Annotated in this window: 23 protein-coding genes; 4 read left to right on the plus strand and 19 right to left on the minus strand. The window is 36.9% G+C overall.

Features of this window, described 5'->3' with window-relative positions:
• Genes BD809_RS03000 through mraZ form a run of 11 tightly spaced genes read right to left on the minus strand, consistent with a single transcriptional unit; the run spans window position 1 to window position 12,206 of the window.
• Window positions 1-717 (minus strand): cell division protein FtsQ/DivIB, encoded by a 717-nt coding sequence (locus BD809_RS03000; protein WP_148781480.1) that lies wholly within the window; start codon window positions 715-717, stop codon window positions 1-3.
• Window positions 714-2,060: a UDP-N-acetylmuramate--L-alanine ligase gene (murC, locus tag BD809_RS03005; RefSeq protein ID WP_148781481.1), complete on the minus strand. Its 1,347-nt coding sequence runs from the start codon at window positions 2,058-2,060 to the stop codon at window positions 714-716. The genes BD809_RS03000 and murC overlap by 4 nt, the downstream gene beginning before the upstream one ends.
• Before the next feature lies 1 nt (window position 2,061).
• Window positions 2,062-3,174 (minus strand): undecaprenyldiphospho-muramoylpentapeptide beta-N-acetylglucosaminyltransferase, encoded by a 1,113-nt coding sequence (gene murG / locus BD809_RS03010; RefSeq protein ID WP_148781482.1) that lies wholly within the window; start codon window positions 3,172-3,174, stop codon window positions 2,062-2,064.
• On the minus strand, window positions 3,171-4,382 hold the full coding sequence (locus tag BD809_RS03015) for an FtsW/RodA/SpoVE family cell cycle protein (protein ID WP_148781483.1): 1,212 nt from the start codon (window positions 4,380-4,382) through the stop codon (window positions 3,171-3,173). Before BD809_RS03015 ends, murG begins: the two co-directional genes overlap by 4 nt.
• A gap of 31 nt (window positions 4,383-4,413) precedes the next feature.
• The gene (gene murD, locus BD809_RS03020; RefSeq protein WP_148781484.1) at window positions 4,414-5,763 is read right to left on the minus strand and encodes a UDP-N-acetylmuramoyl-L-alanine--D-glutamate ligase; all 1,350 of its coding nucleotides are present in this window, start codon (window positions 5,761-5,763) and stop codon (window positions 4,414-4,416) included.
• Between the two features lie 19 nt (window positions 5,764-5,782).
• Entirely contained in the window at window positions 5,783-7,015 is a 1,233-nt protein-coding gene (mraY, locus tag BD809_RS03025; protein WP_148781485.1) for a phospho-N-acetylmuramoyl-pentapeptide-transferase, read from the minus strand.
• Between the two features lie 45 nt (window positions 7,016-7,060).
• Entirely contained in the window at window positions 7,061-8,524 is a 1,464-nt protein-coding gene (locus BD809_RS03030) for a UDP-N-acetylmuramoyl-L-alanyl-D-glutamate--2,6-diaminopimelate ligase (protein ID WP_148781486.1), read from the minus strand.
• Complete coding sequence (locus BD809_RS03035; RefSeq protein WP_170251740.1) at window positions 8,521-10,515, minus strand: penicillin-binding protein; 1,995 nt, start codon at window positions 10,513-10,515, stop codon at window positions 8,521-8,523. The genes BD809_RS03030 and BD809_RS03035 overlap by 4 nt, the downstream gene beginning before the upstream one ends.
• A 1-nt stretch (window position 10,516) precedes the next feature.
• Window positions 10,517-10,834: an FtsL-like putative cell division protein gene (locus BD809_RS03040; protein ID WP_148781487.1), complete on the minus strand. Its 318-nt coding sequence runs from the start codon at window positions 10,832-10,834 to the stop codon at window positions 10,517-10,519.
• An 18-nt stretch (window positions 10,835-10,852) separates the two neighbouring features.
• Window positions 10,853-11,749 (minus strand): 16S rRNA (cytosine(1402)-N(4))-methyltransferase RsmH, encoded by an 897-nt coding sequence (gene rsmH, locus BD809_RS03045; RefSeq protein WP_148781918.1) that lies wholly within the window; start codon window positions 11,747-11,749, stop codon window positions 10,853-10,855.
• A complete protein-coding gene (gene mraZ, locus BD809_RS03050) occupies window positions 11,736-12,206 on the minus strand; it encodes a division/cell wall cluster transcriptional repressor MraZ (RefSeq protein ID WP_148781488.1) in 471 nt (156 codons plus the stop codon). The genes rsmH and mraZ overlap by 14 nt, the downstream gene beginning before the upstream one ends.
• Window positions 12,207-12,498: 292 nt before the next feature.
• On the opposite strand from mraZ, the gene BD809_RS03055 reads away from it, so the two are divergent.
• Entirely contained in the window at window positions 12,499-13,263 is a 765-nt protein-coding gene (locus BD809_RS03055; protein ID WP_148781489.1) for an alpha/beta fold hydrolase, read from the plus strand.
• 12 nt (window positions 13,264-13,275) lie between these two features.
• Window positions 13,276-13,878, plus strand: coding sequence for a ribosome biogenesis GTP-binding protein YihA/YsxC (yihA, locus tag BD809_RS03060; protein WP_148781490.1), 603 nt, complete (start codon window positions 13,276-13,278; stop codon window positions 13,876-13,878).
• Window positions 13,879-13,895: 17 nt separating this feature from the next.
• On the opposite strand, the gene gldC is transcribed toward yihA, so the two are convergent.
• Both gldC and gldB read right to left on the minus strand, forming a co-directional pair.
• Entirely contained in the window at window positions 13,896-14,234 is a 339-nt protein-coding gene (gene gldC, locus BD809_RS03065; RefSeq protein WP_148781491.1) for a gliding motility protein GldC, read from the minus strand.
• Window positions 14,234-15,208: a gliding motility lipoprotein GldB gene (gene gldB / locus BD809_RS03070; RefSeq protein WP_148781919.1), complete on the minus strand. Its 975-nt coding sequence runs from the start codon at window positions 15,206-15,208 to the stop codon at window positions 14,234-14,236. The genes gldC and gldB overlap by 1 nt, the downstream gene beginning before the upstream one ends.
• Window positions 15,209-15,312: 104 nt before the next feature.
• On the opposite strand from gldB, the gene nadE reads away from it, so the two are divergent.
• Both nadE and BD809_RS03080 read left to right on the plus strand, forming a co-directional pair.
• Entirely contained in the window at window positions 15,313-16,101 is a 789-nt protein-coding gene (gene nadE, locus BD809_RS03075; RefSeq protein ID WP_148781492.1) for an NAD(+) synthase, read from the plus strand.
• A gap of 133 nt (window positions 16,102-16,234) precedes the next feature.
• Window positions 16,235-16,867, plus strand: a complete 633-nt coding sequence (locus tag BD809_RS03080) for a response regulator (RefSeq protein ID WP_148781493.1) — start codon at window positions 16,235-16,237, stop codon at window positions 16,865-16,867.
• On the opposite strand, the gene dnaG is transcribed toward BD809_RS03080, so the two are convergent.
• The 6 genes from dnaG to queA all read right to left on the minus strand — a co-directional run bounded on the left by dnaG (window position 16,864) and on the right by queA (window position 24,079).
• Window positions 16,864-18,831 (minus strand): DNA primase, encoded by a 1,968-nt coding sequence (gene dnaG, locus BD809_RS03085; protein WP_148781494.1) that lies wholly within the window; start codon window positions 18,829-18,831, stop codon window positions 16,864-16,866. The two genes, BD809_RS03080 and dnaG, sit on opposite strands and share 4 nt — an antisense overlap.
• A gap of 72 nt (window positions 18,832-18,903) precedes the next feature.
• Entirely contained in the window at window positions 18,904-19,650 is a 747-nt protein-coding gene (locus BD809_RS03090) for a hypothetical protein (protein WP_148781495.1), read from the minus strand.
• Between the two features lie 28 nt (window positions 19,651-19,678).
• On the minus strand, window positions 19,679-20,656 hold the full coding sequence (locus tag BD809_RS03095) for a polyprenyl synthetase family protein (RefSeq protein ID WP_148781496.1): 978 nt from the start codon (window positions 20,654-20,656) through the stop codon (window positions 19,679-19,681).
• A gap of 144 nt (window positions 20,657-20,800) precedes the next feature.
• The gene (rlmN, locus tag BD809_RS03100; protein WP_148781497.1) at window positions 20,801-21,841 is read right to left on the minus strand and encodes a 23S rRNA (adenine(2503)-C(2))-methyltransferase RlmN; all 1,041 of its coding nucleotides are present in this window, start codon (window positions 21,839-21,841) and stop codon (window positions 20,801-20,803) included.
• Between the two features lie 73 nt (window positions 21,842-21,914).
• Window positions 21,915-22,850, minus strand: a complete 936-nt coding sequence (locus BD809_RS03105; RefSeq protein ID WP_148781498.1) for a chalcone isomerase family protein — start codon at window positions 22,848-22,850, stop codon at window positions 21,915-21,917.
• Window positions 22,851-23,029: 179 nt separating this feature from the next.
• Window positions 23,030-24,079 carry a tRNA preQ1(34) S-adenosylmethionine ribosyltransferase-isomerase QueA gene (gene queA, locus BD809_RS03110; protein WP_148781499.1) on the minus strand — a complete coding sequence of 350 codons (1,050 nt, stop codon included), beginning with the start codon at window positions 24,077-24,079 and terminating at the stop codon, window positions 23,030-23,032.
• Window positions 24,080-24,130: the final 51 nt, after the last annotated feature.

The following is a 24,130-nucleotide window of genomic DNA, read 5'->3' on the forward strand; positions in this document are numbered from 1 at the left end:
TTATTTTTTTGTACACACAACTTGATTATCAAACTGAAGGCTTACTTTTTTGTAAGCATTTAAAGTTTTGTCCTTCAATGCTTTTTGATAGAAAGCTTTAAAATTATCAATTTTATTATCTAACAGTTCAATTTTTCCTAAAACGATGGTAAACGTGTATACCCGCAATCCCATTTCGTATGCTCCTTCTTGATTTTTAGTTACGCTTACTATATGCTTTTTTAAAAAATCGTCTTCCTGAATTTTAATCAGTAAAGGATAAATTTCTTTCACTTCTCTTTCAGACACGTTATAAATCATAGGTACGTGTGCTGCATGGTTTTTGGATAATGGCATCATCTCTCCTGTAGCATCCACATAAAAAGGTGTTGTTGCGTTAATCCTAGCAATTGGGGTGCGTTGCTTTATTTTAACCTTAAGTTCTCCACTTACAGTTAGATACACATCTGAATTTTCTATCATACGGTGTGCATCCAATTCTTTTTCCACTATATTCAAAACTAAAGTTTCTTTACCCACGCTCGTCACTCCATCAGAATTTTGTATCAACAATTTATTAACCGTATTTTCATTGATGTATGGATTCTGTTCTTCGATAAATTCTATACGTACTTTGTCAATAGTTCTTTCCTCATTTCGCTTCTTTGTAAAAGCAAATAAGACGATTATTAACGTCAACAATCCTACGTATTTCAAATAGTGCATTATTCTCTTCATACAAGCAGGGCTTTTCTAATTGATGCTACTTCAGCTCCTATATCTCCCGCCCCGATGGTAACAATGACATCGGCATCAGATGCTGTTATCTCTGAAATTAACTCATGTTTTGCTATTACTTTTTTCTTTTCACCTGTCATCATACCTGCCAACCACTCTGATGTCACTCCGGGTATCGCAACTTCTCGTGCGGGATAGATATCTAATAATAATATTTCATCAAACAAACTCAAACTATCAGCAAATGCCTGTGCAAAATCTCTTGTTCTGCTATACAGATGGGGTTGAAAAACACCCAACACCTTTTTATCAGGATGCATCTCTCGTACCGCTTGATGCAATGCACTAATCTCTGTAGGATGATGGGCATAATCATCGATAAGGATCTTATCTTCATTTTTAAGCTGATAGCTAAATCTACGCTGCACACCTTTAAATGTTGATAAAGCCTTTACCAATTTCTCGGTTGGGGAACCGTATAATAGTGCTATGGCAAAGGCTGTAATCGCATTCAATAGGTTGTGATTGCCCGGTAGTGTAAGCTCAATATTTTCTATGTATTCTGAAGGTGTTTTAAGGTTAAAAATATAAGTTCCATTATCAATACGAATGTTTTGTGCACTATAATCAGATGCATCGTTTAAACCAAACGTCAATCCCTTCAAGGACACTCCGGAAGCTACTAAGAGATGCTCTTTGGTTCTATTAGCAAATTCTATAAAAGACTGTTCTAGCTGACTCGCTTCCTCGTATATATCGAGATGATCAGCATCCATTGAGGTTATTGCTGCTATATCCGGATAAAGCTGTAAAAATGATCGATCAAATTCATCTGCTTCTACCACTACAACATCGTTTCCTTCCAGAATCAGATTGGAATTATAATTTTCACTTATACCACCTAAAAACGCAGTAACTTTGGCACCACTTGCTTTTAACAGATGTGCCAAAATTGTCGTGGTAGTAGTCTTCCCATGAGTACCAGCCACAGCAAGCGTAAAGGTCCCTTTGGTTATTATTCCTAATACTTCAGCTCGTTTTTTGACATTGAAACCTTTTTCTTTAAAATAATTGAGTTGCACGTGGTCTTTGGGTACCGCTGGCGTGTAAACAACTAAAGTATCCTCCTTGTTCAAAAATTTCTGGGGCACACTAACTACCAAGTCGTTAAATTGAATCGTTATACCCAATTCCTGAAGCTCAGAAATAAGAGGCGTAGGTGTTTTATCGTATCCCGCAACTGCTTTTCCGCTAAACCTAAAGTATCTAGCCAATGCGCTCATCCCGATACCACCGATACCGATAAAATAAATGTTTTTTATATGATCTAAAGTAGTATTCATTTTACTTCTCGTCTCGCTTCTTTTCTATAATTTTTTCAACTTCATCCACAATCTCCATCGTTGCATTGGGCAGTGCTAACTTTTGTATTGCTCTGCTTAAATTTTTCTGTAATTCGGGGTCTTCAACAAGACCGGTGATTGTTTTTTCGAACGCTGTGTCCAAATCCTTTTCTCTAATTAATAATGCTCCTTTTTGAGCTACAATGGCTTGAGCATTTTTAGTTTGATGATCTTCAGCTACATTAGGCGACGGAATAAAAAGTGTCGGCTTGCCTACCAAACATAGTTCCGATACTGATCCAGCGCCTGCTCTTGACAGTATGATATCTGCACTCGCATAGGCTAAATCCATCGTCTCGATAAATTGATGCACCTGCACTTCATCCCGATCATTATACTTTTTATATTCTTCAAAATATAGCTTACCACATTGCCATACAATTTGAATATTTTTTTCTTTAAAAAAATCCAGTTTTGACTCAATTAGCTGATTTATTCTTCGCGCCCCTAAACTCCCGCCCAAGATCAATAATGTAGTTTTACCTGCCACTAAGCCATATACTTCTCGTCCTTTTTGCTGCTTCCCCTCCAAATTCAAAAGATCTTGACGCACAGGATTACCTGTTACTTGTATTTTCTCCTTTGGAAAAAATCGCTCCAAACGTGGATATGCCACACATATTCGATCCGCACTCTTTGCCAACCATTTATTAGTGATCCCCGGATACGAATTTTGTTCCTGCAGCAGCGTAGGCACATTAGCACTTGCTGCCATTCTTAATAATGGTCCGCTTGCAAAACCACCTGTTCCTATTGCTATATCAGGCTTGAATTTTTTGATTATTTTTTTAGATGTAAACAAACTACTCAGCAATTTAAATGGAAACATTAGATTACTCCATGTCAATTTACGCTGTACACCACTGATCCATAATCCTTTAATAGGATACCCTGCACTTGGCACCTTTTGCATCTCCATTCTATCCTTTGCCCCAACAAAAAGTATGTCAGCTTCAGGATAACGACGCTTAATTTCGTTTGCAATCGCAATTGCCGGGTAGATATGTCCTCCCGTTCCGCCTCCTGATAATATGACTCTTGGTGCTGTTTTCATACCACTTCGCTTAGTATTTCCAAGGCATCCTTGTCATCAGAGCTCTCTTGCATCATATTTTCTTTTTCCAAAATCTCTTCTCGGTTGGAACTGACGCTTAATACAATCCCTATAGCTAAGCATGTCATCCAAATAGAGGATCCACCACTACTAATCAAAGGTAATGTCTGCCCTGTTACCGGAAACAATTCTACAGCCACGGCCATATTAATAAATGCCTGAAAAACGATTGGCAATCCCACACCAATTACCAACAATTTGCCAAATACATCAGCACTTTTATGGGCCACAATCACAATTCTAAATAATAAAAGTGCATATAAAAGCATCAAGAACAAACCTCCAAAAAGGCCCCATTCTTCTACTATGATCGCATATATAAAATCTGAAGAAGATTGCGGCAAGAAATTACGTTGTACGCTTTTACCCGGTCCTTTTCCTAATAACTCTCCGCGGGCAATGGCAATTTTCGCTCGTTCAATTTGATAGTCCTCCTCGGTATCGGTATCATCTACAAAATTTTCAACGCGACTAACCCAAGTATCTACACGGTTAGGAAAGACGCCAGGAAAAGCTTTGGCAAAAAGCACAAAAAAAGCTAACACAACAAATCCTGATCCTAATACAACTGTTATATATCGTAACGGATAGCCTCCCAGAAAAACGAGAACAATTACCATTGCAAACAAGATCGCAGCAGTTGAAAAGTTAGCTGGAAGTATGAGCATTAAAATAATGAAAACCGGTAGCCACAATGGCAATAAAGTTTCTTTAAAGGTAACTGACTTATCCTTAATTTTTGTCAAATATCGTGCTACAAAAGCCATCAAAACTACTGCCGACAAGGTAGACGTTTGAAAAGTAACACCTACAAACGGTAATCTAATCCATCGACTTGCATTCGCGCCTTCAATAGTGGTGTTTTGTGCCATTGTAAGTAAAAGCAGTATTACTATGACCGGAAGCATAATAATCGAGAGGCCTTTAAAATAGTGATAAGGAATTTTATGAACCCAATACATTATTCCAAAGCCAAGAGCTAGATGGGCAAAGTGTTTTACTAAGAAACCGAACGTATCACCATCCCCATATAAATATGCCAGATTGCTACTCGCACTATATACAGGCAGAAAGGAGAAGATCGCCAATAAAGCAGCAACCGCCCAAATCATTCTATCTCCCTTTATATTTCTAAGCACGCTTTTCATATAGCTACTTCTTAATTTTTACTTCAACCTCTTAAAGTTCTCTTACAGCTTCTTTGAACTGTCTTCCACGATCTTCGTAATTTTTAAACAAATCAAAGCTTGCGCAGGCTGGCGATAAAAGCACATTATCGTTTCGCTCCGCCATTTTATATGCATATTGAACGGCCTCTTTCATTGATTGTGTTTCGACGATATTATCCACGCAATTCCCAAAAGCATTGATGATTTTACTATTATCAACTCCTAAGCAAATAATAGCTTTCACTTTTTCATTAATCAAGGCATACAACTCTGAATAGTCATTACCTTTATCCACACCTCCAACAATCCATATGGTCGATGATTTCATCGCATCTAAGGCATAAAATGTAGCATTAACATTGGTAGCTTTGGAATCATTGATATACTGAACATTATTTATTTTCAATACACTTTCTAGTCGATGTTCTACCCCATGGAAGTTCTCTAAACATTCTCTAATGGTATTCTTTCTAATACGTAAAAGTTGCGCAACTGTGGCAGCTGCCATGGCGTTTTTTACGTTATGATTTCCTTTTAAAGCTAAATCTGCTGTTGGCATAATAAATTTATTATTATTAACTGTTATTATAATATTTTCGTTTTCTAAATACGCTCCTTCTTCAATTCTGTTCTTGAGTGAAAATGGTAACAATTTTGATTGAACGGGATGTTTTTTTATATACTCGTTTATTACTTCATCATCTGCGTCATAAATGAAATAATCAGACGGAGTTTGATTCTTTACTATTCCAAATTTGGAAGCGATGTACTTGTTAAAGTCATTATCGTAACGATCTAAATGATCCGGCGTGATATTAGTAAGTATCGCTATGTGAGGGTTGAAATTCACAATACCATCCAGCTGAAAACTACTCAATTCAAGTACATAGTGTGATGCCTCATCATTAATTACTTCTTCTGCGAAGCTTTTGCCAATATTTCCTGCTGCTTTACTTTTTAAACCGGCACCTTTTAGCACGTGATGTATTAAAGCAGTTGTGGTTGTTTTACCATTACTCCCGGTAATTCCAATCAACATCGCTTCCGTAAAAGGATAAGCAAATTCTATTTCAGAAATTACGGGTATATTTTTCTTTTTTAGCTGAACAACCAATGGTGCGCTATCCGGAATGCCCGGGCTTTTCATTATAATATCTGCGGAAAGAATGTGAGCTTCGGTATGTTGCTTTTCTTCCCATTCAATGTCAAAACGTCTAAGAACTTCTTTGCTTTCTCCGCGTATCTCTCCTCGATCAGAGACAAACACCTCAAATCCTTGTTTTTTTCCTAGTAATGCAGTTCCTACACCGCTTTCTCCGGCTCCTAACACTACTAATCGTTTATTCCCTCTTTCTTCCATCACTCAACACTATTACCCGTTACCTCACTTTTAACGTTACCACAGTGAGAATCGCCAAAAAAATACCAATAATCCAGAAGCGAGCAACTATTTTGCTTTCATGAATACCACGTTTCTGATAATGATGATGCAATGGAGACATTAAAAAGATTCTTCTTCCATCACCAAACTTCTTTTTGGTATACTTGAACCATCCTACTTGCATCATTACAGATAATGTTTCAATAAAGAAAATTCCGCAAAGCACAGGTATTAAAAACTCTTTACGTGTAGCAATTGCCAATACTGCAATAATTCCTCCAATGGTCAAACTGCCCGTATCACCCATAAATACTTGTGCAGGATAAGTATTGTACCACAAAAACCCAACAAGTGCTCCTGCAAATGCTGTGATAAAAACTGTCATTTCTCCCGAGTTTGGGATATACATTACATTGAGGTAATCAGAAAAAATTATGTTCCCTGAAACCCATGCAAAAAGCGCCAGAGTTAACACAATAATTGCCGAAGAACCCGCGGCTAAACCGTCAATACCATCGGTTAGGTTAGCGCCATTTGACACGGCTGTAATAATAAAAATCACAAACGGTATAAAGATCAGCCAGGCATATTTGGCTAAATCAGGACTAATCCAAGTAATTAAATCAGCATAATCAAATTCATTATTTTTAAAAAAAGGAATTGTAGTTTTGGTAGATTTTTGCGCCGGCTCAAATTCTGGCGTATCTTTTCCGACAGCTACAACCTCCTCAATACCAGGTTTTGTAATTTCTTCTTTTACAGTAATATCATTATGAAAATACATAGTACAACCTACGATCAAGCCCAATCCCACTTGACCAATAACCTTGAATTTACCTGCTAATCCTTCTTTATCCTTACGTTTGATTTTAAGATAATCATCGGTAAAACCAATTATCCCCATCCATACCGTGGTAACAATCAATAAAATCACATAAATATTATCCAATTTTGCAATTAATAGTACGGGAACAAGCGTTGCCATTATAATAATAAGACCTCCCATTGTCGGTGTCCCTGCTTTTTCCATTTGACCTTCTAAACCTAGTTCGCGAATACTCTCTCCCATTTGTCTACGCTGCAAAAACCGTATAATTCGCTTTCCATAAATAGTAGAAATCAATAGAGATAAAATGATAGCCATCGCTGCTCTGAATGTTAGAAACTGAAACAAAGTTGCACCAGGAAACTGGTACTCACTTTCTAAATATTCGAAAAGATAGTATAACATAATTCGTCGTTTAATCCTCTATGACTAATGAGGAAGTTTTGGGGTTTATTTTCCTACTTTCTTTAATTCATCAGTTACTATTTTCAAATCATCAAAATCTGTACGTTCATGATTGATCTCCTGATAGGTCTCGTGCCCTTTTCCGGCAATTAAAATAATATCCTCTGCATTTGCCAATTGACACGCCGTCTTAATTGCTTGCAATCTACTGGTAATAGCGAGCGTTTTTTTATAGTCCTGAGGCGCAACTCCAGACTCGATATCCTTTATTATAACATCCGGATCTTCGGTTCTTGGATTATCACTCGTAAACACAACCTTATCACTTAATTGCGCAGCTATTGCTCCCATCACAGGGCGTTTGGTCACATCACGATCTCCACCACAGCCCACAACGGTTATCAAAGTCTCATTTTTGGTTCGTATATCATTAATGGTCTCTAGTACGTTTTTCAAAGCGTCTGGGGTATGCGCGTAGTCCACAACTGCCGTCACTTTACCTTCGGAAATTATGTATTGAAACCTGCCTGCAACACTTTCCAGTGTGCTCACTAACTGAAGTACTTCTAATTGTTCCAGCCCTAACAAGGTAGCGGTAGCATAAATTGCTAATACATTATACGCATTAAAACTTCCTATTAATTTACTCCAGACTTCATGGTCATTAAGTTTAAGTAATAACCCACCTAAACTATTTTCCAGAATTTGACCCCGATAGTCTGCATAACTCTTTAATGCGTAACTGTATGCTTTAGCCTTGCTATTTTGTAACATGAACATACCGTTCTTATCATCTTTGTTCACCAATGCAAATGCGGATGACGGTAATGCATCAAAAAACTCCTTCTTTACGTCACGATATTCTTTGAAGGTATTATGGTAATCTAAATGATCATGCGATAGATTAGTAAAAACCCCCCCTGCAAAGGTCAGTCCCTCAATTCTTTTTTGATGGATTCCGTGTGAACTAACTTCCATGAAACAGAACTCCACACCCTCCTCATTCATAAGTTTCAAATACTTATTGAGCGTAACAGAATCAGGTGTTGTATGTGTAGCTTTATAGACCGTAGCATCGACCATTATATTTACGGTAGACAACAAACCGACTTTGAACCCGGCTTTTTTAAATAATTGATATAAAAGGGTTGCTATGGTAGTTTTACCATTCGTGCCCGTGACACCAACCAATTTGAGATTTGCAGAAGGATTCCCGTAATAATTAGAGCTCATTATTGCTAATGCTACATGAGTGTTTTCCACCTTTACATAGGTGATATTCTGCTCTCTCACCTCAGGCAACCTTTCACAAACTACAGCGATCGCTCCAGATGCAATTGCTTTGTCAATATAATCATGCCCATCAAATTGCACACCTTGTATTGCTACAAAAAGATCATCCTTACCAACTGCACGTGAATCAAATTCAATTTTTTGAATATCGCACCCGGTATCACCTGCCACCGTATCGATAGCAACTTTATATAATATGTCTTTTAACTGCATCATGATAACACCAATCTGATAGTTTGTTCTTTTTCTATTTTAGTCCCAGGAGCTATACTTTGTTCCCGGACTTTCCCTAAACCTTTTAACTCTACACGTAACCCCATATTTTCTAACAAAGAGATCACATCCATTGCTGACATGCCTTTAACATTAGGCATGATCGTTTTATATTTTTGGGCAGTACTATAATACTCTTCAAAGCTTTTTCTTACCGAGTTACTTTCGGTAACTAGCGGGGAAACTTCGTCAATCGTAGGTATATCGTTATAAATTTTTGTTGCAATAGCCTTAAATACAGGAGCGGCGACCGTATTACCATAGTACCCCTTTGATTTATTAGGCTTATGGATCACCACTATACATGAGTACATCGGATTATCAGCAGGAAAATACCCTGCAAAAGAAGCGATATACTCCCGTTCTTTATCTTTACCATAGTTCCCCCAACAAGTTCCTGTCTTGCCTGCTATGGTAAAATTGGTCGTTTTTATATTGTCTGCTGTGCCTCGCAACACCACATTCTTCATCATCTCCTGCGCAATCTTGGCGGTTTCTTTTGAACAGATTGCCGGATTGAGCACCTGTTTATCAAAGCGCTCTTTCGTTTTATCCCAGGCACGGACTTCCTTTATAAATCTGGGTTTTACCATTTCACCATCGTTTGCGATCGCGTTGTAAAAAGACAGCACCTGCAAGGGAGTCATTGCAACTCCATAGCCATGCGCCATCCAAGGTAGTGTCGTCCCATACCAATCATCATCCCCAGGGTACGGAATTTTAGGTTGCCCTTCGCCCTTAATCGACAACCCTAAATCTTTATCCAATCCCATATTGATTAAGCGGTTTACAAATTTATGAGGATTGTCCCGGTACTTTTCATCTATAATCTTTGCAAAAGCTGTATTTGATGAAAGCTCAAAAGCTCTCGCTGCCGAAATAATGCCGTAACCACCCCACTTAGAATCTTTGACGGTACGGTCGTAAAATTTTACACGGCCATTTTCAGTATCTACAGCATAACTAGAGTCAATAACCTTGTCTTCTAACGCAGCTACAAGAGTCATTAATTTAAACGTAGAACCTGGTTCATGAGATTCTCCAACTGCATAATTAAGTTTCTCATAATATTTTCCTGCACGTGTTCTGCCTAAATTTGATATAGCCTTAACCTCGCCCGTTTTTGTTTCCATTACGACAACCGTACCATGTTCTGCCTCAAACGCTTCTAGTTGAGCCAACAACGCATGATGAGTGATATCTTGTATATTCACATCAATTGTTGAAATCACATCATACCCGTCCAAAGGTTCAACTTCATTAGCATCACCAATAGGCTTCCATTGATTTTTAGCTATTTTTTGCTTCTTTCTCTTCCCTTCTTTACCTCTTAGATAGGGTCCGTAAGCTCCCTCTAACCCTACACGGGTATAGTACCCCTGTGCATCCCTACGCTCATAACCTACAGTTCGCTCAGCAATTTTCCCTATTGGATGTTCACGCACTGTACGTTGCTCTACAATAATTCCTCCCCTATTAGAACCAAATTCAAAAAGCGGAAATTGCTTTACCCTCATATATTGCGAGTAGCCCAGATTTCTTTTGACAAGAACATACCTGTTTTTATTCGCTCTTGCTTTGCGCAACAAACGGTTGTAATACTCCGGGGATTGCCCAAATTCTTTTGCAAGTGCTTGCGTTAATGGCTTAATGTAAGTTCTAAAATCTTTATCCTTTACAGTTACCGCATCAAATCGTATATCATATTTAGGCACTGAGGTGGCGAGTAAATTTCCTTTACTATCATACAAATTCCCTCTATTGGCTGGAATATCAAATGTCTTAAACACGCGTTCTTGTGCTTTTTGACGATATAGATCCCCTTCAACAAACTGAATATTCACCAGTTTTACCATAATTACTATAGCAAAAACCAGCATCAGTCCGGCGATGACATACAAACGGTTTAATATGTTTTTCTCTTTGATTGCCAATTTATTCTGAACGTTTTACAATAATTTTTTTAGGTGGATTCTTAGGTTCTTTTATGCCGATTCTCGTCATCTTATCAATGACCGAAGACTCCATTTTAAGCTGCATCAATTCGGTACGACCGTCTACAAACTGTGTTCTCAATTCTCTAACCTCATCATTTAACTTGGCTATTTGATGCACTTTACTTTCTGCGTTATGAGAGCTTGCAATCATAATAATTGCCAGAAAAGAGAGAAACAAAAGCATCCTCCAGTTTTTGATAGCGTCATCCGCTATCAAAAACTTCCCTTTCAATATATCATACAAAGTTTGCTTCATAATACTTCATCATTTACTTCATAGCCTCGTTGCTACACGAAGTTTTGCACTACGCGCCCTACTATTTTCTTTTATCTCCTTATCCGACGGAACAATCAAGCCCCCCACTTTTTTGAAAGGAACAGAAACATTACCATACAAATCCTTTTCCGGCTCACCTTCAAAAAGTCCGCTTCTTATATACCGTTTAACCAAACGATCTTCTAAGGAATGATAGGATATTAAACTAATCCTACCTCCTGCATCAAGTAAACCCTCCGTTTGCAATAGAAACTCTTTTAAAACTTCTATCTCTTGATTCACCTCAATACGTATTGCCTGATAAATCTGAGCAAGCAACTTATGCTCTTTATGTTTTACTAAAAACGGACGCAAAACATCTTTTAAGGTTTCACTAGTCTTTATTTTCTCATCCTGTCTGGCGGTTACGATCGCTTTTGCCAGTTTTGGCGCAGCCCTTAACTCTCCATACTCATAAAATACGTTACGCAACGCTTCTTCTTCATATTCATTTACCACATGATATGCTGACAATTCACTTCCTTGATTCATACGCATATCGAGATCAGCTTCAAAACGTGTTGAAAAACCACGTTCGGCAACATCAAACTGATGCGATGAAACTCCGAAATCCCCTAAAATACCATCAACTTTTTTCACTCCATACAATCGCAGAAAACGCTTGATAAACCTAAAATTCTCATTTATAAGAGTAAATCTAGGATCGTCAATTGCATTCTCTAATGCATCAGCATCCTGATCAAAAGCGTACAGTTTACCCTCAGGACCCAACCTTGACAATATCTCTCTTGAATGGCCCCCACCACCGAAGGTAACATCCACATACACCCCGTCAGGCTTGATAGCTAAACCAGCCACAGTTTCTTTTAATAATACTGGATTATGATATTCCATCTGTTTCATCTTCAAATCCCATTACTTCTTCGGCCAAATCAGCAAAATCATCAGCTGCATCATCAATAGCTTTTTCATATTGATCTTTATCCCATATCTCTACGATATTCACCGCCGATGAAAGCACCAACTCTTTTTTAATACCTGCAAAACCAATTAAATCTTTTGGTATCAAAAGTCTACCGGTTGCATCGATTTCAATAATTTTAACGCCGGCAGTAAACCTTCTGATAAAATCGTTGTTTTTTTTCTTGAATCGATTCAACTTATTAATTTTTGCCATTAAAACATTCCATTCTGCCATTGGATATAATTCCAAACATGATTGAAAAACAGAACGTTTAAGCACAAAACCTTCTTGTAGGACCGGAGACAATTGCTTTTTAAAAGCAACAGGCAACATCAGACGCCCTTTAGCATCTGCTTTGCACTCATATGTCCCAATCAGGTTTACCACCAAGTCTTTATTTTTGTTTAATAATTCAAATATATTGAAAATATTACCACTTTTTACCACAATCTACCACATTGTTAATAAGTTATCTCTTTTGAACGTTAAAATTTGAACTTGATTTTTTTAAGAATTTGTCTATCAACACACTAGGTAAATCCTTGATTTTTCTTGGAATCATGTAATTCAGAGCTGACATTTAGAGTCCTGAAAAAAATCGTTATGTAGTATTTGTAAAAAATCTTTAAACTATTAATGAAAATGCTATATTTGCTTCTAATCCTCGTAAGAAGTATTAATGACGCATAAATTAAAACAAGACGGAAAATTCAGTTATCTTGAGTTAGGTGAAGGTACTCCAATCGTTATTTTACATGGACTAATGGGGGGATTGAGCAACTTTGACGGTGTTGGCACATATTTTCCACAGCATGGTTACAAAGTTTTGATACCCGAATTACCCTTATACACCATGCCTCTTATTAAAACAAGCGTAGGGACGTTTGCAAAATATCTAAAAGAATTTATTGATCATTTAGGCTATGACGAAGTAATCCTTTTAGGGAATTCATTGGGTGGTCATATTGGTTTACTTTGCACTAAAATGTTTCCTGAAAAGATAAAAGCTTTAGTTATTACAGGAAGTTCCGGCTTATATGAAAGTGCTATGGGTGAAAGCTATCCTAAACGCGGTGACTATGAATACATCAAAGCAAAAGCCGAAAATGTATTTTATGACCCTGAAATAGCAACCAAAGAGATCGTTGACGAAGTATATGCTACGGTGAATGATCGCAATAAACTTATTAGAACTTTAGCTATTGCAAAAAGTGCAATCCGTCATAATATGGCTAAAGATTTGCCTCATATGCATACGCCTACTTGTATTATCTGGGGTAAGGATGACAATGTTACGCCACCAGAAGTTGCTGACGATTTTAACAAGTTACTCCCAGATTCTGATCTTTATTGGATTGATAAATGTGGTCACGCAGCTATGATGGAACATCCAGAAAAGTTCAACACCCTACTACATACCTGGCTTCAGGAACGTAAATTTTAAGATCCTGTCTTTATGAAAATTACGAGCGCAGAATTTGTAATCAGTAACAGCAATGTCGCAAAGTGTCCTAAAGATAATTTGCCAGAATATGCCTTTATTGGCAGATCAAATGTTGGTAAATCGTCGTTGATCAACATGCTTACTGACCGAAAGAGTCTCGCTAAAACCTCGGGGAGACCTGGGAAGACGCAACTTATCAATCATTTTTTGATTAATAAAAATTGGTTTTTGGTTGATTTACCCGGGTATGGATATGCGCGTGTATCAAAATCTGCAAAAAAAGTTTTCCAAAAATTTATCACAGCGTATTTTAGCAAAAGAGAACAATTAATTACTGCATTTGTATTGGTTGATTGTCGTCATGAACCTCAAAAAATTGATTTAGAATTCATGCAGTGGCTGGGTGAAAATCAAATTCCGTTTTCTATCATTTTTACCAAAGGCGATAAGTTATCAGAAAACAAATTATCCAAGCAAATTGAAAGCTACACCAAAGAAATGCTGGAGTACTGGGAAGAAATGCCTAATTATTTCATAACCTCCTCTTCATCCGGGATGGGCAAAGAAGAGGTATTAGCTTATATTACCGAACTAAATGAACAATTTTCTACATAAGAAAAGCGTTGGTGTTATTATTTTTGTTTGATTTCAAGTTTCTCGGCAAAATAATCACAAAAGTCCTTCATCGTTGCAGTCATCTTTTCATCTTGTGTTGCTCTATTAAAAGTATCACTCATCGATACTAGCGTCTGGTGAAAAAACACCTTCATTTCGTCAATCGGCATATCCTTGGTCCATAAATCGATGCGAAGACTTTCTTGATGCGCGCTATCCCAAACGGAAAGCAAAACCGCCTTGGTTTCCTCATTGACGATTCCTCCATCGGGAGCAGTCCAATATAGTTTTTCGGGTACTTTATTTTCGTCTAATTCAATGGAAATCTTTATTTCTGACTTTTTTGTAACTGACATTAGTTTCTTGGTTTGTATTTTGATTTATTAAAAATTGTTTCTGCATCCATCATTAACAATTGCCGCAAAGATACGTTGTTATTCTCCATATATGAAGCGACTATTCGCCAACCTATATACCTCCCAATACGATCTGGAGCTTCTTTATCAATTTCTTCAAGGTCAAATTTAGAAAAAGGGGCCGGATATAAAAATCTGGGTGACAAGTCGGCATCTGTACTGTATAATGTTTCTTTGTCAATGAAATAACGCCAAATTTGTTCTTCATTCACTCGCACCCACTCCAATTGCTCAGGACTATACCCGAGTTTGGTATACTCCTCATATTTGGGAAGAAACAAGTCTATCAAGTACTGAACTTTACCGTAATATACCAGATTCGATAAAAACGTTCTGCTTTTTGATAAACTCACTAACTGTTTTGCATAAACTGTAGCAATATCAGGAATGATTTGATCTGATTTGAAATTACGCCGAATATACTCCTGAATGCTTTCATAAAAATAATGGTCCTTACCCAAATAAGTATCCAAAGCAATGAGTAATAGATCATCAGCCAAGATTATCTTATTATGATAATCAACATCATTGGTTATGGTAATAACACGAGGCTCTGTAATTTCAGGAAAATAATATTTGGCATGTTGCAATAATCCCTCCAATTTGATTTTCAGAGTACTTAGATCAGGATACTTTTTTGCTACCTGATTTGCTAATTCAATTTGCAGAGTATCCGCTACCTTTTGAATCCAAAAACTATCCTGATACTTTTCTGGAAACAAAAAAGGATATTGCTGTTTTAATGCCGGCAGTGTTTTTTGATCCACTTTGGAAAAAGCCTTATCAAAACGTTCTATAGTTATTGTAACCGGAATTTCAGCAATTTCTTTTTCTAATTTATCCTCTTTATTACAACCCGCAAGAAAGATGAATATTAATGAAAGTATTATCGATTTAATACAGATATGAGCCATATTGTCTCTTTTATATAAATACACCATACCACTATACAACGCCATCTTTTTTTATTAATTTTATCCACGCAAAGATACGCGTATAGATTCTAAAAAAAACAACTATGCAAACTGAAAAAGTTATTGATCACATCGTTAATTGGTTAAAGGATTATGCTACAAAAGCGAATATGGAAGGTTTTGTAATCGGTATTAGTGGTGGTATCGACAGTGCGGTTACTTCATCCCTATGTGCTAAAACAGGCTTACGGTTGCTCTGTGTTGAAATGCCTATCCATCAAGCACCTAATCAGATCAGTAGAGGCCGGGAGCATATCGATCAATTGCAAAAAAGATTTGCCAATGTTACGAATGTTGAAATGAATCTAACACCTGTTTTTGAAGCTTTTAAATCTGCAGCACCCGAACAAGAAGCTGACCCAACGTCAGATATGGCTCTCGCCAATACACGTGCCAGATTACGAATGACATCTCTCTATTACTTTGCAGGAATTCATAAATATCTAGTTGCAGGAACCGGAAACAAAGTAGAGGATTTTGGTGTTGGCTTTTTCACAAAATATGGCGATGGTGGCGTGGACTTGAGTCCAATAGCAGATTTATTGAAAAGTGAAGTGTATGAATTGGCAGCCGCACTCCAAGTACCTTCCTCAATTATTGAGGCAGCTCCTACAGACGGACTTTTTGGTGACAGTCGAAGTGACGAAGACCAGATAGGTGCAACCTATGATGAACTTGAATGGGCTATGAAAATGAAAGATGAAGGAAAATCAACATCTGATTTTACAGGAAGAGAAAAAGAAGTATTTGAGATCTTTTTGAAACGAAATACGGTAAACCAACATAAAATGAACCCGATACCGGTGTGTAAAATACCCGTTGGTCTTAAATAAATACAATTTCATCGAGAATATAGTAAAAAGAGGATTACAACACTGATATCTTAGTAATTTTGCTACAATCAATATAGCATTTATTGAGATATTGACGAAATAATTAGTGTAACCTCTTCAATACTATAAAAGAATGACTACCGTACTCATAGCAGACCATCACCCCATAACACGAAAAGGAATCGTATCGCTTTTGCGTAATTCTGAAAGTTATGATATCGTTGGTAAGGTTAGCAACGGTAATGAGCTTTATGAACTTTTAAAGGAGAAATCTCCTGATGTACTCATCATGGAGTTAGACTTACCTCAGATTAATGGAATCATGGCGTTGAGAACCATTAAAAAGGAGTTCACTAAGCTAAAGGTGATTATTTTTAGTTCTCATCCAGAAGAAATGTATGCTTTAAGTGCTATTAAAGCCGGAGCTTCAGCATACTTGTCTAAAACGGTCTCTACAAAAATTTTGAAAAAAGCTGTGGAGCGCGTAGCAAGAGGTGGGATTTATTTAAACGATACCCTAACTCAACAACTTGCCAATGGCACGACCAATGATAACAACATGGTTGTAAAGTATAAGAAATTATCTTCTCGTGAAATCGAAGTCCTCAACCTACTCTCGTCAGGTAAAAGAAATAAAGATATAGCAAGCACGCTTGCTATTAATGAAAAAACGGTAAGCACATACAAAACACGCTTACTCAAAAAACTAAAGGTAGATAATCTGGCAGATTTGATCCATCAATCTCGCTTATTGCATATAAGTTAAATGACTCGATTTAATTTTTGTGACAACATCTTTCTTAACCCAATATAATCGATAATATCCTGCATGATCTCATGATTTTGCGTTTGTTCTTCACTTTCTTTTATAGTTTGTGATAATTCTGCTATCTTTTGCTCTATGAGGAAGCGTCTTAGATTAAGAATAATATCACTTACGTATTGTGACACACTGTGAAGCTTCTGTTTCACATGAATTTCCTGATCAATCCATCGTGCCAGCGCATAACGCTCTTCATTCATGATAATCTCCGTAATTTCAGGTGTAATTTCAGGTGGAATTGTATTTATAAATGTGTCAATTTGAAAATCATCTACTTGATTGAGGTGATCGATGAGTACTGAATACGTTTTTCTGAAATTCTCTTGTGTAAATTCGATTTCATCATCCTGAAGATCCAGAAAGATCTTCTCAAACACCTTACTCGTATAGACTTCTGGCTCCATTACAAGTTCACCCGCTTCATTTTCTTTAAGAATAAGATCTTCAAACTCTTCTTCCTTGCTACCATAGAGAAGTAAAATTTCGATGACCTTACGCTCGAGTTCATATTGCTGATTGACCTTGGTTTTTTCTTTTACCTCAGGCTTAACTACCTGCATCGAACCGCCAGCACTATCACCCTTTTTACTCGTGGTCTTTTGTTCTGCTGCTCCTCGAAGTTGCGCTAAAGCATTAAATAATACTTCTTCAGAAATATCCATTATACGTGAACATTCCTGCACGTAGATTTCACGTTTTATAACATCCGGAATCTTAGAAATACTAGCAACCATATCCCGTACGACCTCGGCTTTCTTAATGGGATCATTCTGGGTGTCTTCCTGTAGTATAGAGGCTTTAAAACGTATAAAATCCTGAGTGTTTTCCTTCAGGTACTGCTGAATATCTTCTAAGGTGTTTTTTCTAGCAAAACTATCAGGATCTTCGCCATCAGGAAATGTACATACTTTTACATTCATTCCCTGTTCCAAAATCAAATCAATTCCTCGAATAGATGCGCGCATCCCTGCTGCATCACCATCAAAAAGCACGGTAATATTTTTGGTAAGTCTATTAATTAAACGAATTTGATCTGACGTTAGCGCCGTACCGGATGAAGAAACAACATTGGTAATTCCAGATTGATACAACTGAATTACATCTGTATACCCTTCAACCAAATAGCAGTTATCCTCCTTGGCGATTGTTTGTTTCGCATGATAAATACCATACAGCACCTTACTTTTATGATAAATATCACTCTCCGGGGAGTTCAAATATTTGGCTGCCTTTTTATCATTTGTAAGTATTCTACCTCCAAATCCTAAAACCCGACCAGACATGGATTGAATAGGGAACATTACCCGTCCTTTAAATCTATCGAATTGTTTATTATCTTTAACAATAGCAAGTCCTGTGCTCTCTAGAAACTTAAGTTGATACCCCTTGCGTATCGCTTGACTGGTAAGCGCATCCCATGTGTCAGGAGAATACCCTAAATTAAATTTTTTGATGGTAGCATCGGTAAACCCTCTTTCTTTATAATAAGTTAGCCCAATAGCTTTGCCTTGCTCAGTTTTATGCAATGAATTTTGAAAAAAAGTATTTGCATACTCGCTAACCAGGTACATGCTTTCCCGTTCATTTGCCTGCTCTTTTTGCTCATCGGTTTGCTGAGTTTCTTCAATCTCGATATTGTATTTTTTAGCTAAATACTTTATCGCCTCAGGATACGTAAAATGCTCATGTTCCATCAAGAACGCAACTACATTCCCTCCTTTTCCGCTTGAAAAATCTTTCCAAATTTGTTTTACCGGAGAGACCATAAAAGAAGGCGTTCGCTCATCACTAAACGGACTCAAACCCTTAAAGTTACTGCCTGATTTTTTTAACTGAACAAAATCACCAATAACCTCTTCTAACCGAGCGGTTTCAAAAACAGCATCTATGGTAGCTTTATGAATCATTAAATAACTCCTTTTGGAAATTTAAAATTATGAATTCTTTTTAATTATAGCATTACAATATTGGGAGGCTCTTTACATATCATAACGCAAACCTAGCGATACGTTGTAATACTCGGGTATGGATTTCTCAAAAACCGAAGAAAAATCATACTTTCCATAAAGCGATATACTTCCAAATCCTATATACGTTCCAATACCGTAAACAAAACGCTTTACTTCTAAATCATTCTTCAATTTGTACTTTTTATCTCCTTCATCAGTTTCATACTTTATTTTTTGCATCGTATTAATGGTTGCTCCGACAAAACCACCAATCCCTAACTTAAAACGTCCTGATGTGTCAAAATTAATACTTGTGCGGCTTGTTTTGTCTTTTGAAGGTCCAACTTCAAGATAAAAAGGTATAGTGAGATTATCAACTCTGAATTTGGACTTGGACAGCGATTTATCTGAGATGCTCAATAGCGTTTGTTCTCCGTCATACACGAAAATTTGATCGTTTTTGCTTCTAACACCGTTAGATTGATAAGAAATCCCATACCGTAATCTTAACACATTACTATTTTTAAACACTCGAGTTGTCCACAACCAACCAAATTCAAAAAAACGGCTTCCGTATAATTCAAAATCCGTGTCATTATATGATTCCGATTTATCGCTAAAAGTATTTAGACCCGCAGCAAGAAACAATCCACTGGAGGTTCGTTGATCAAATTTTACTTCAGGTCTTAAAATGAATACTTCCTTTTCTTGTGCCTGCAATACATTTATAAAACTCATCACAACGCTAAGCGTGATGATCATAACCTTATACTTCATCTTCATTAAGTCTTTGAAACAGGTGCCATTATTTTTTGCGATCGATCACATAATTAACCATTAATATCAGTGATTGTTTGTATTGGGAATCCTCATACTCTGACAAGATATCTAATGCCTTTATTTTAAACTCGTTCATTATTTTTACGGCATAATTGAGGCCTCCGCTAAGCTTAACATAATCAATCACTTCTTTAACCCGCTGTTTATTTTTATTATGATTTTTAATCGAATTAATCAACCACTTTTTCTTTTCCTGAGAACAAGTATTAAGCGTATAGATTAGAGGAAGTGTCATTTTTTGTTCTTTAATATCAATGCCTGTTGGCTTACCTATAGCAGTATCTCCATAATCAAATAAGTCATCTTTTATTTGAAAAGCCATCCCTATTAATTCACCAAACAGCCTCATTTTCTCAACAGAATCAGAGTCCGGAGCCACCGAGCATGCACCTAAACTACAGCAAGCGGCAATAAGTGTAGCGGTCTTTTGCCTTATAATTTCATAATAGATAGCTTCAGTAATATCTAAATTACGTGCTTTTTCTATTTGTAAAAGTTCTCCTTCACTCATTTCTCTTACAGCGACCGAGATGATTTTTAATAAATCAAAATCGCCGTTATCAATAGAAAGTAATAGCCCTTTTGATAGTAAGTAATCTCCTACCAGTACAGCTATTTTATTTTTCCACAAGGCATTAATTGAAAAGAAACCACGACGACGATTCGAATCATCTACTACATCATCGTGTACCAAGGTCGCTGTATGAATAAGTTCGATTACCGAGGCCCCTCGATAAGTTCGTTCGTTTACAGACCCACCTGAAACCATCTTAGCGACTAAAAAAACGAACATTGGACGCATTTGCTTACCTTTACGATTAACAATGTAATGCGTTATTCTATTTAATAAGGCAACTTTGGAGGTCATTGATTGAGAGAACTTCTGTTCAAAAAGTTCCATTTCATCAACTATCGGGAGTTTTATTTGTTCAACAACTTTCAATACGAAATACTTACTTCTATTTGCTTAGTCTTGCGAAGATAGCACAAATAGTTTTTGCACGTAATAGGAATTTAATAATTATAGTGCGCTGCGCACCACGATAGGAAAGCCACTCTGATTTGAGCTAGTAAAAAAAGAGAGAAATTATTGCTTGTTGGCTAATTGACCGCATGCCGCATCAATATCTTTACCCCTGCTTCTTCTGACATTTACGACGATACCTCTGGCCTCTAAAGCACGAATGTAATTCTCCGTAGCTTGTTCGGACGCTTGCTGAAACATACCGTCATCTATCGGATTATATTCTATCAAATTTACTTTACAAGGAACATAACTGCAAAATTGAACCAACGCATCGATGTCTGCTTTTTTGTCATTAATTCCTTCCCAAACCACATATTCATAAGTAATTCTACTCTTAGTCTTCTCATACCAATAAATAAGAGCTTCTTTTAAATCTTTGAGTGGAAAATTCGTATTAAAAGGCATAATTGACGTACGTACCTCATCAATTGCAGAGTGCAAGGATACCGCCAGCTTAAATCTGACTTCATCATCTGCCATCTTTTTGATCATCTTTGGCACTCCGGATGTAGATACGGTAATGCGTTTGGGGGACATCCCCAGACCTTCGGGAGACGTGATTTTGTCTATTGCCTTAAGTACATTATTATAATTCATCAATGGCTCTCCCATCCCCATAAAAACTATATTGGATAACGGGCGCTGATGATACAACCGACTTTCATCATCAATAGCCTTGACTTGATCATAAATTTCGTCCGGATTAAGATTTCGCATTCGTTTAAGCCTTGCGGTTGCACAAAATTTGCAATCCAGACTACATCCAACTTGTGAGGAAACGCAGGCAGTAGTGCGGGTAGGTGTTGGAATTAGCACCGATTCTACGACCAATCCATCGTGTAATTTTACAGCATTTTTGATCGTACCATCAGAACTGCGTTGTATTTGATCTACAGAAATATGATTGATTACAAAATTATCCTCCAACATCTGACGTGTTTCTTTGGATATATTCGTCATCGCTTCAAAATCATGTGCGCCTTTATTCCATAACCACTCATATACCTGACTACCTCTGAACGATTTATCTCCCTGTGACACGAAAAACGCCTGAAGTTCTTCTTTACTCAATGCTCTTATATCCTTTTTCTTCTCCTTCATTATAGCTATTTGTAAAGATTTACACTGTAAAACCTACTAATTATACGAATTGTAGTTACTTACTGTCAATATATTACTCGTCTTCTTTGACACGCTTCCACTGATGGGCACCTCCACCACCTTTATACTTGACATTGAGCACGTCCATTTCTTCTTCATCTATCCATATATCGCAATCAGAAACTTCTCCAGTTCTTATATCTGTGAATTTTCCGTTCTCATATTTAAAATCCTTCGCATGCTTCAAGCGTTTCATAATAACCAAGCCTTCTACATTTTGATTTTTGTCATCACCTTTACATTGATAACAAACGGCATCTCTCTCTGATTGACGCAGCATACGCTGAATAGATCCAAAAATTTTGTTTTCGATCATATACAATTGAACGATCTTAATTGCTACACCGGTTTCCTTATCATAAGTTTTCCATCGACCTAAAATTGGATTGGGCGTATACGATGCTAAAACATCCTCCTTCAACTTCTCGTCAACCGGATTTTCACCCAACCATATTTTAAAGAAAGCTTTCTTAAACTTAAGACTATTAACCTGCCCCAGTTTATCTTTGTTCCTATATAAAGACAAGTTACCGCCCTTTTTATAAACTACTTTGAAGATATCATATTTATTGATGTCATTTGGCAAAAGATTGATAAAATCTCTAATTTCATTTTCTAAAAGATAACTATTGCCGTCTGTTGCACGTTCAAGACCATTGCGTAACATTTCTTTTATTTCGGCTCCGGCAACTGTACTGGTTATTACCTTTATGGATATAGCCATATCGGCATCCTTATTAGCAACCCTTAATCCGTCCTCTACTCCTTCGACCTCAAAATCTAAGTATAAACCTAAAGCATACAAACGCTCTCGTTCACCTGCTCCATTTAGCATCAATTCTGCTCCTTCAAACGTATCAATGTCATTAAAATAAACCTCTCCGACCTTAGTCTGGCTAAATGAGGTTAACGAAATTGCTCCAAAAAGAATTAAAAATAAATTTTTCATAAGTCATTTTAAATTAGGGGGCATGTATACTACTAATATTTAAAACGTGGATTCTCAACACAAAGTATCTATTAGCGTGTAATGGTATAAACAATTTAGGTAATTTTAAGATAGCAAAAACCCCACTTTATGCAGGCATAAAGCAGAGTCTTGTAATATGTAACATATTGATGACCATGTTATATAATCAACATTGCATCACCATAGGAGTAAAATTTATATTTCTCCTTAACGGCTTCTTCATACGCCTTTTTCATAAAATCGTGTCCCGCAAAAGCAGAAACCATCATCAATAAAGTAGATTTTGGTGTATGAAAATTAGTAATCATACAGTTAGCAATGCTGAAATCATATGGAGGGAAAATAAACTTATTGGTCCACCCTTGAAATTCATTAAGTGTATGCTCAGAAGAGACAGAGCTTTCCAAAGCTCTCATTACAGTCGTTCCTACGGCACAAATTCTTCTTTTGTTCGCAATCCCTTTGTTAATTACTTCGGTAGTTTTTGAATTAATATAGGCTTCTTCACTATCCATTTTGTGCTTAGAAAGATCCTCAACCTCAACCGGATTGAATGTCCCTAAACCAACATGTAAGGTTACCTCAGCAAAATCAACACCCTTAATTTCTAAACGTTTCATAAGATGTTTAGAAAAATGCAATCCTGCAGTAGGAGCAGCAACAGCTCCTTCGTTTTTTGCGTAGATAGTTTGATATCGATCTATATCATCTGGCTCAGCCTCTCTTTTAATATATTTTGGTAAAGGAGTTTCTCCCAGGTCTGTAAGCTTTTGTCTGAATTCATCATAAGAACCATCATATAGAAAACGTAGCGTTCTACCTCTAGAAGTAGTGTTATCAATAACCTCTGCCACTAGACTTTCATCATCGCCAAAGTATAATTTGTTTCCGATACGGATTTTACGCGCCGGATCCACTAACACATCCCAAAGACGTGTTTCCGGGTTAAGTTCTCTAAGTAAAAACACTTCAATTCTCGCTCCGGTTTTTTCCTTATTACCATATAATCTTGCAGGAAAAACCTTTGTGTTATTAAGTACCATAACATCATTAGGCTCAAAATAATCGATAAGATCTTTGAACTGTTTGTGTTCAATAGTCTGTTCTTTACGATTGAGAACCATAAGACGAGATTCGTCTCTATTTTCTGCAGGATATTCGGCTAATAACTCTGGCGGAAGATTAAAATTGAAATGTGATAACTTCATTCTATATATTTTTTGAGGGTGCAAATATACGATCTACGGACAGGCGATGTC

It is taken from the genome of Aquimarina intermedia, from assembly GCF_008124785.1.
GTDB lineage: Bacteria > Bacteroidota > Bacteroidia > Flavobacteriales > Flavobacteriaceae > Aquimarina > Aquimarina intermedia.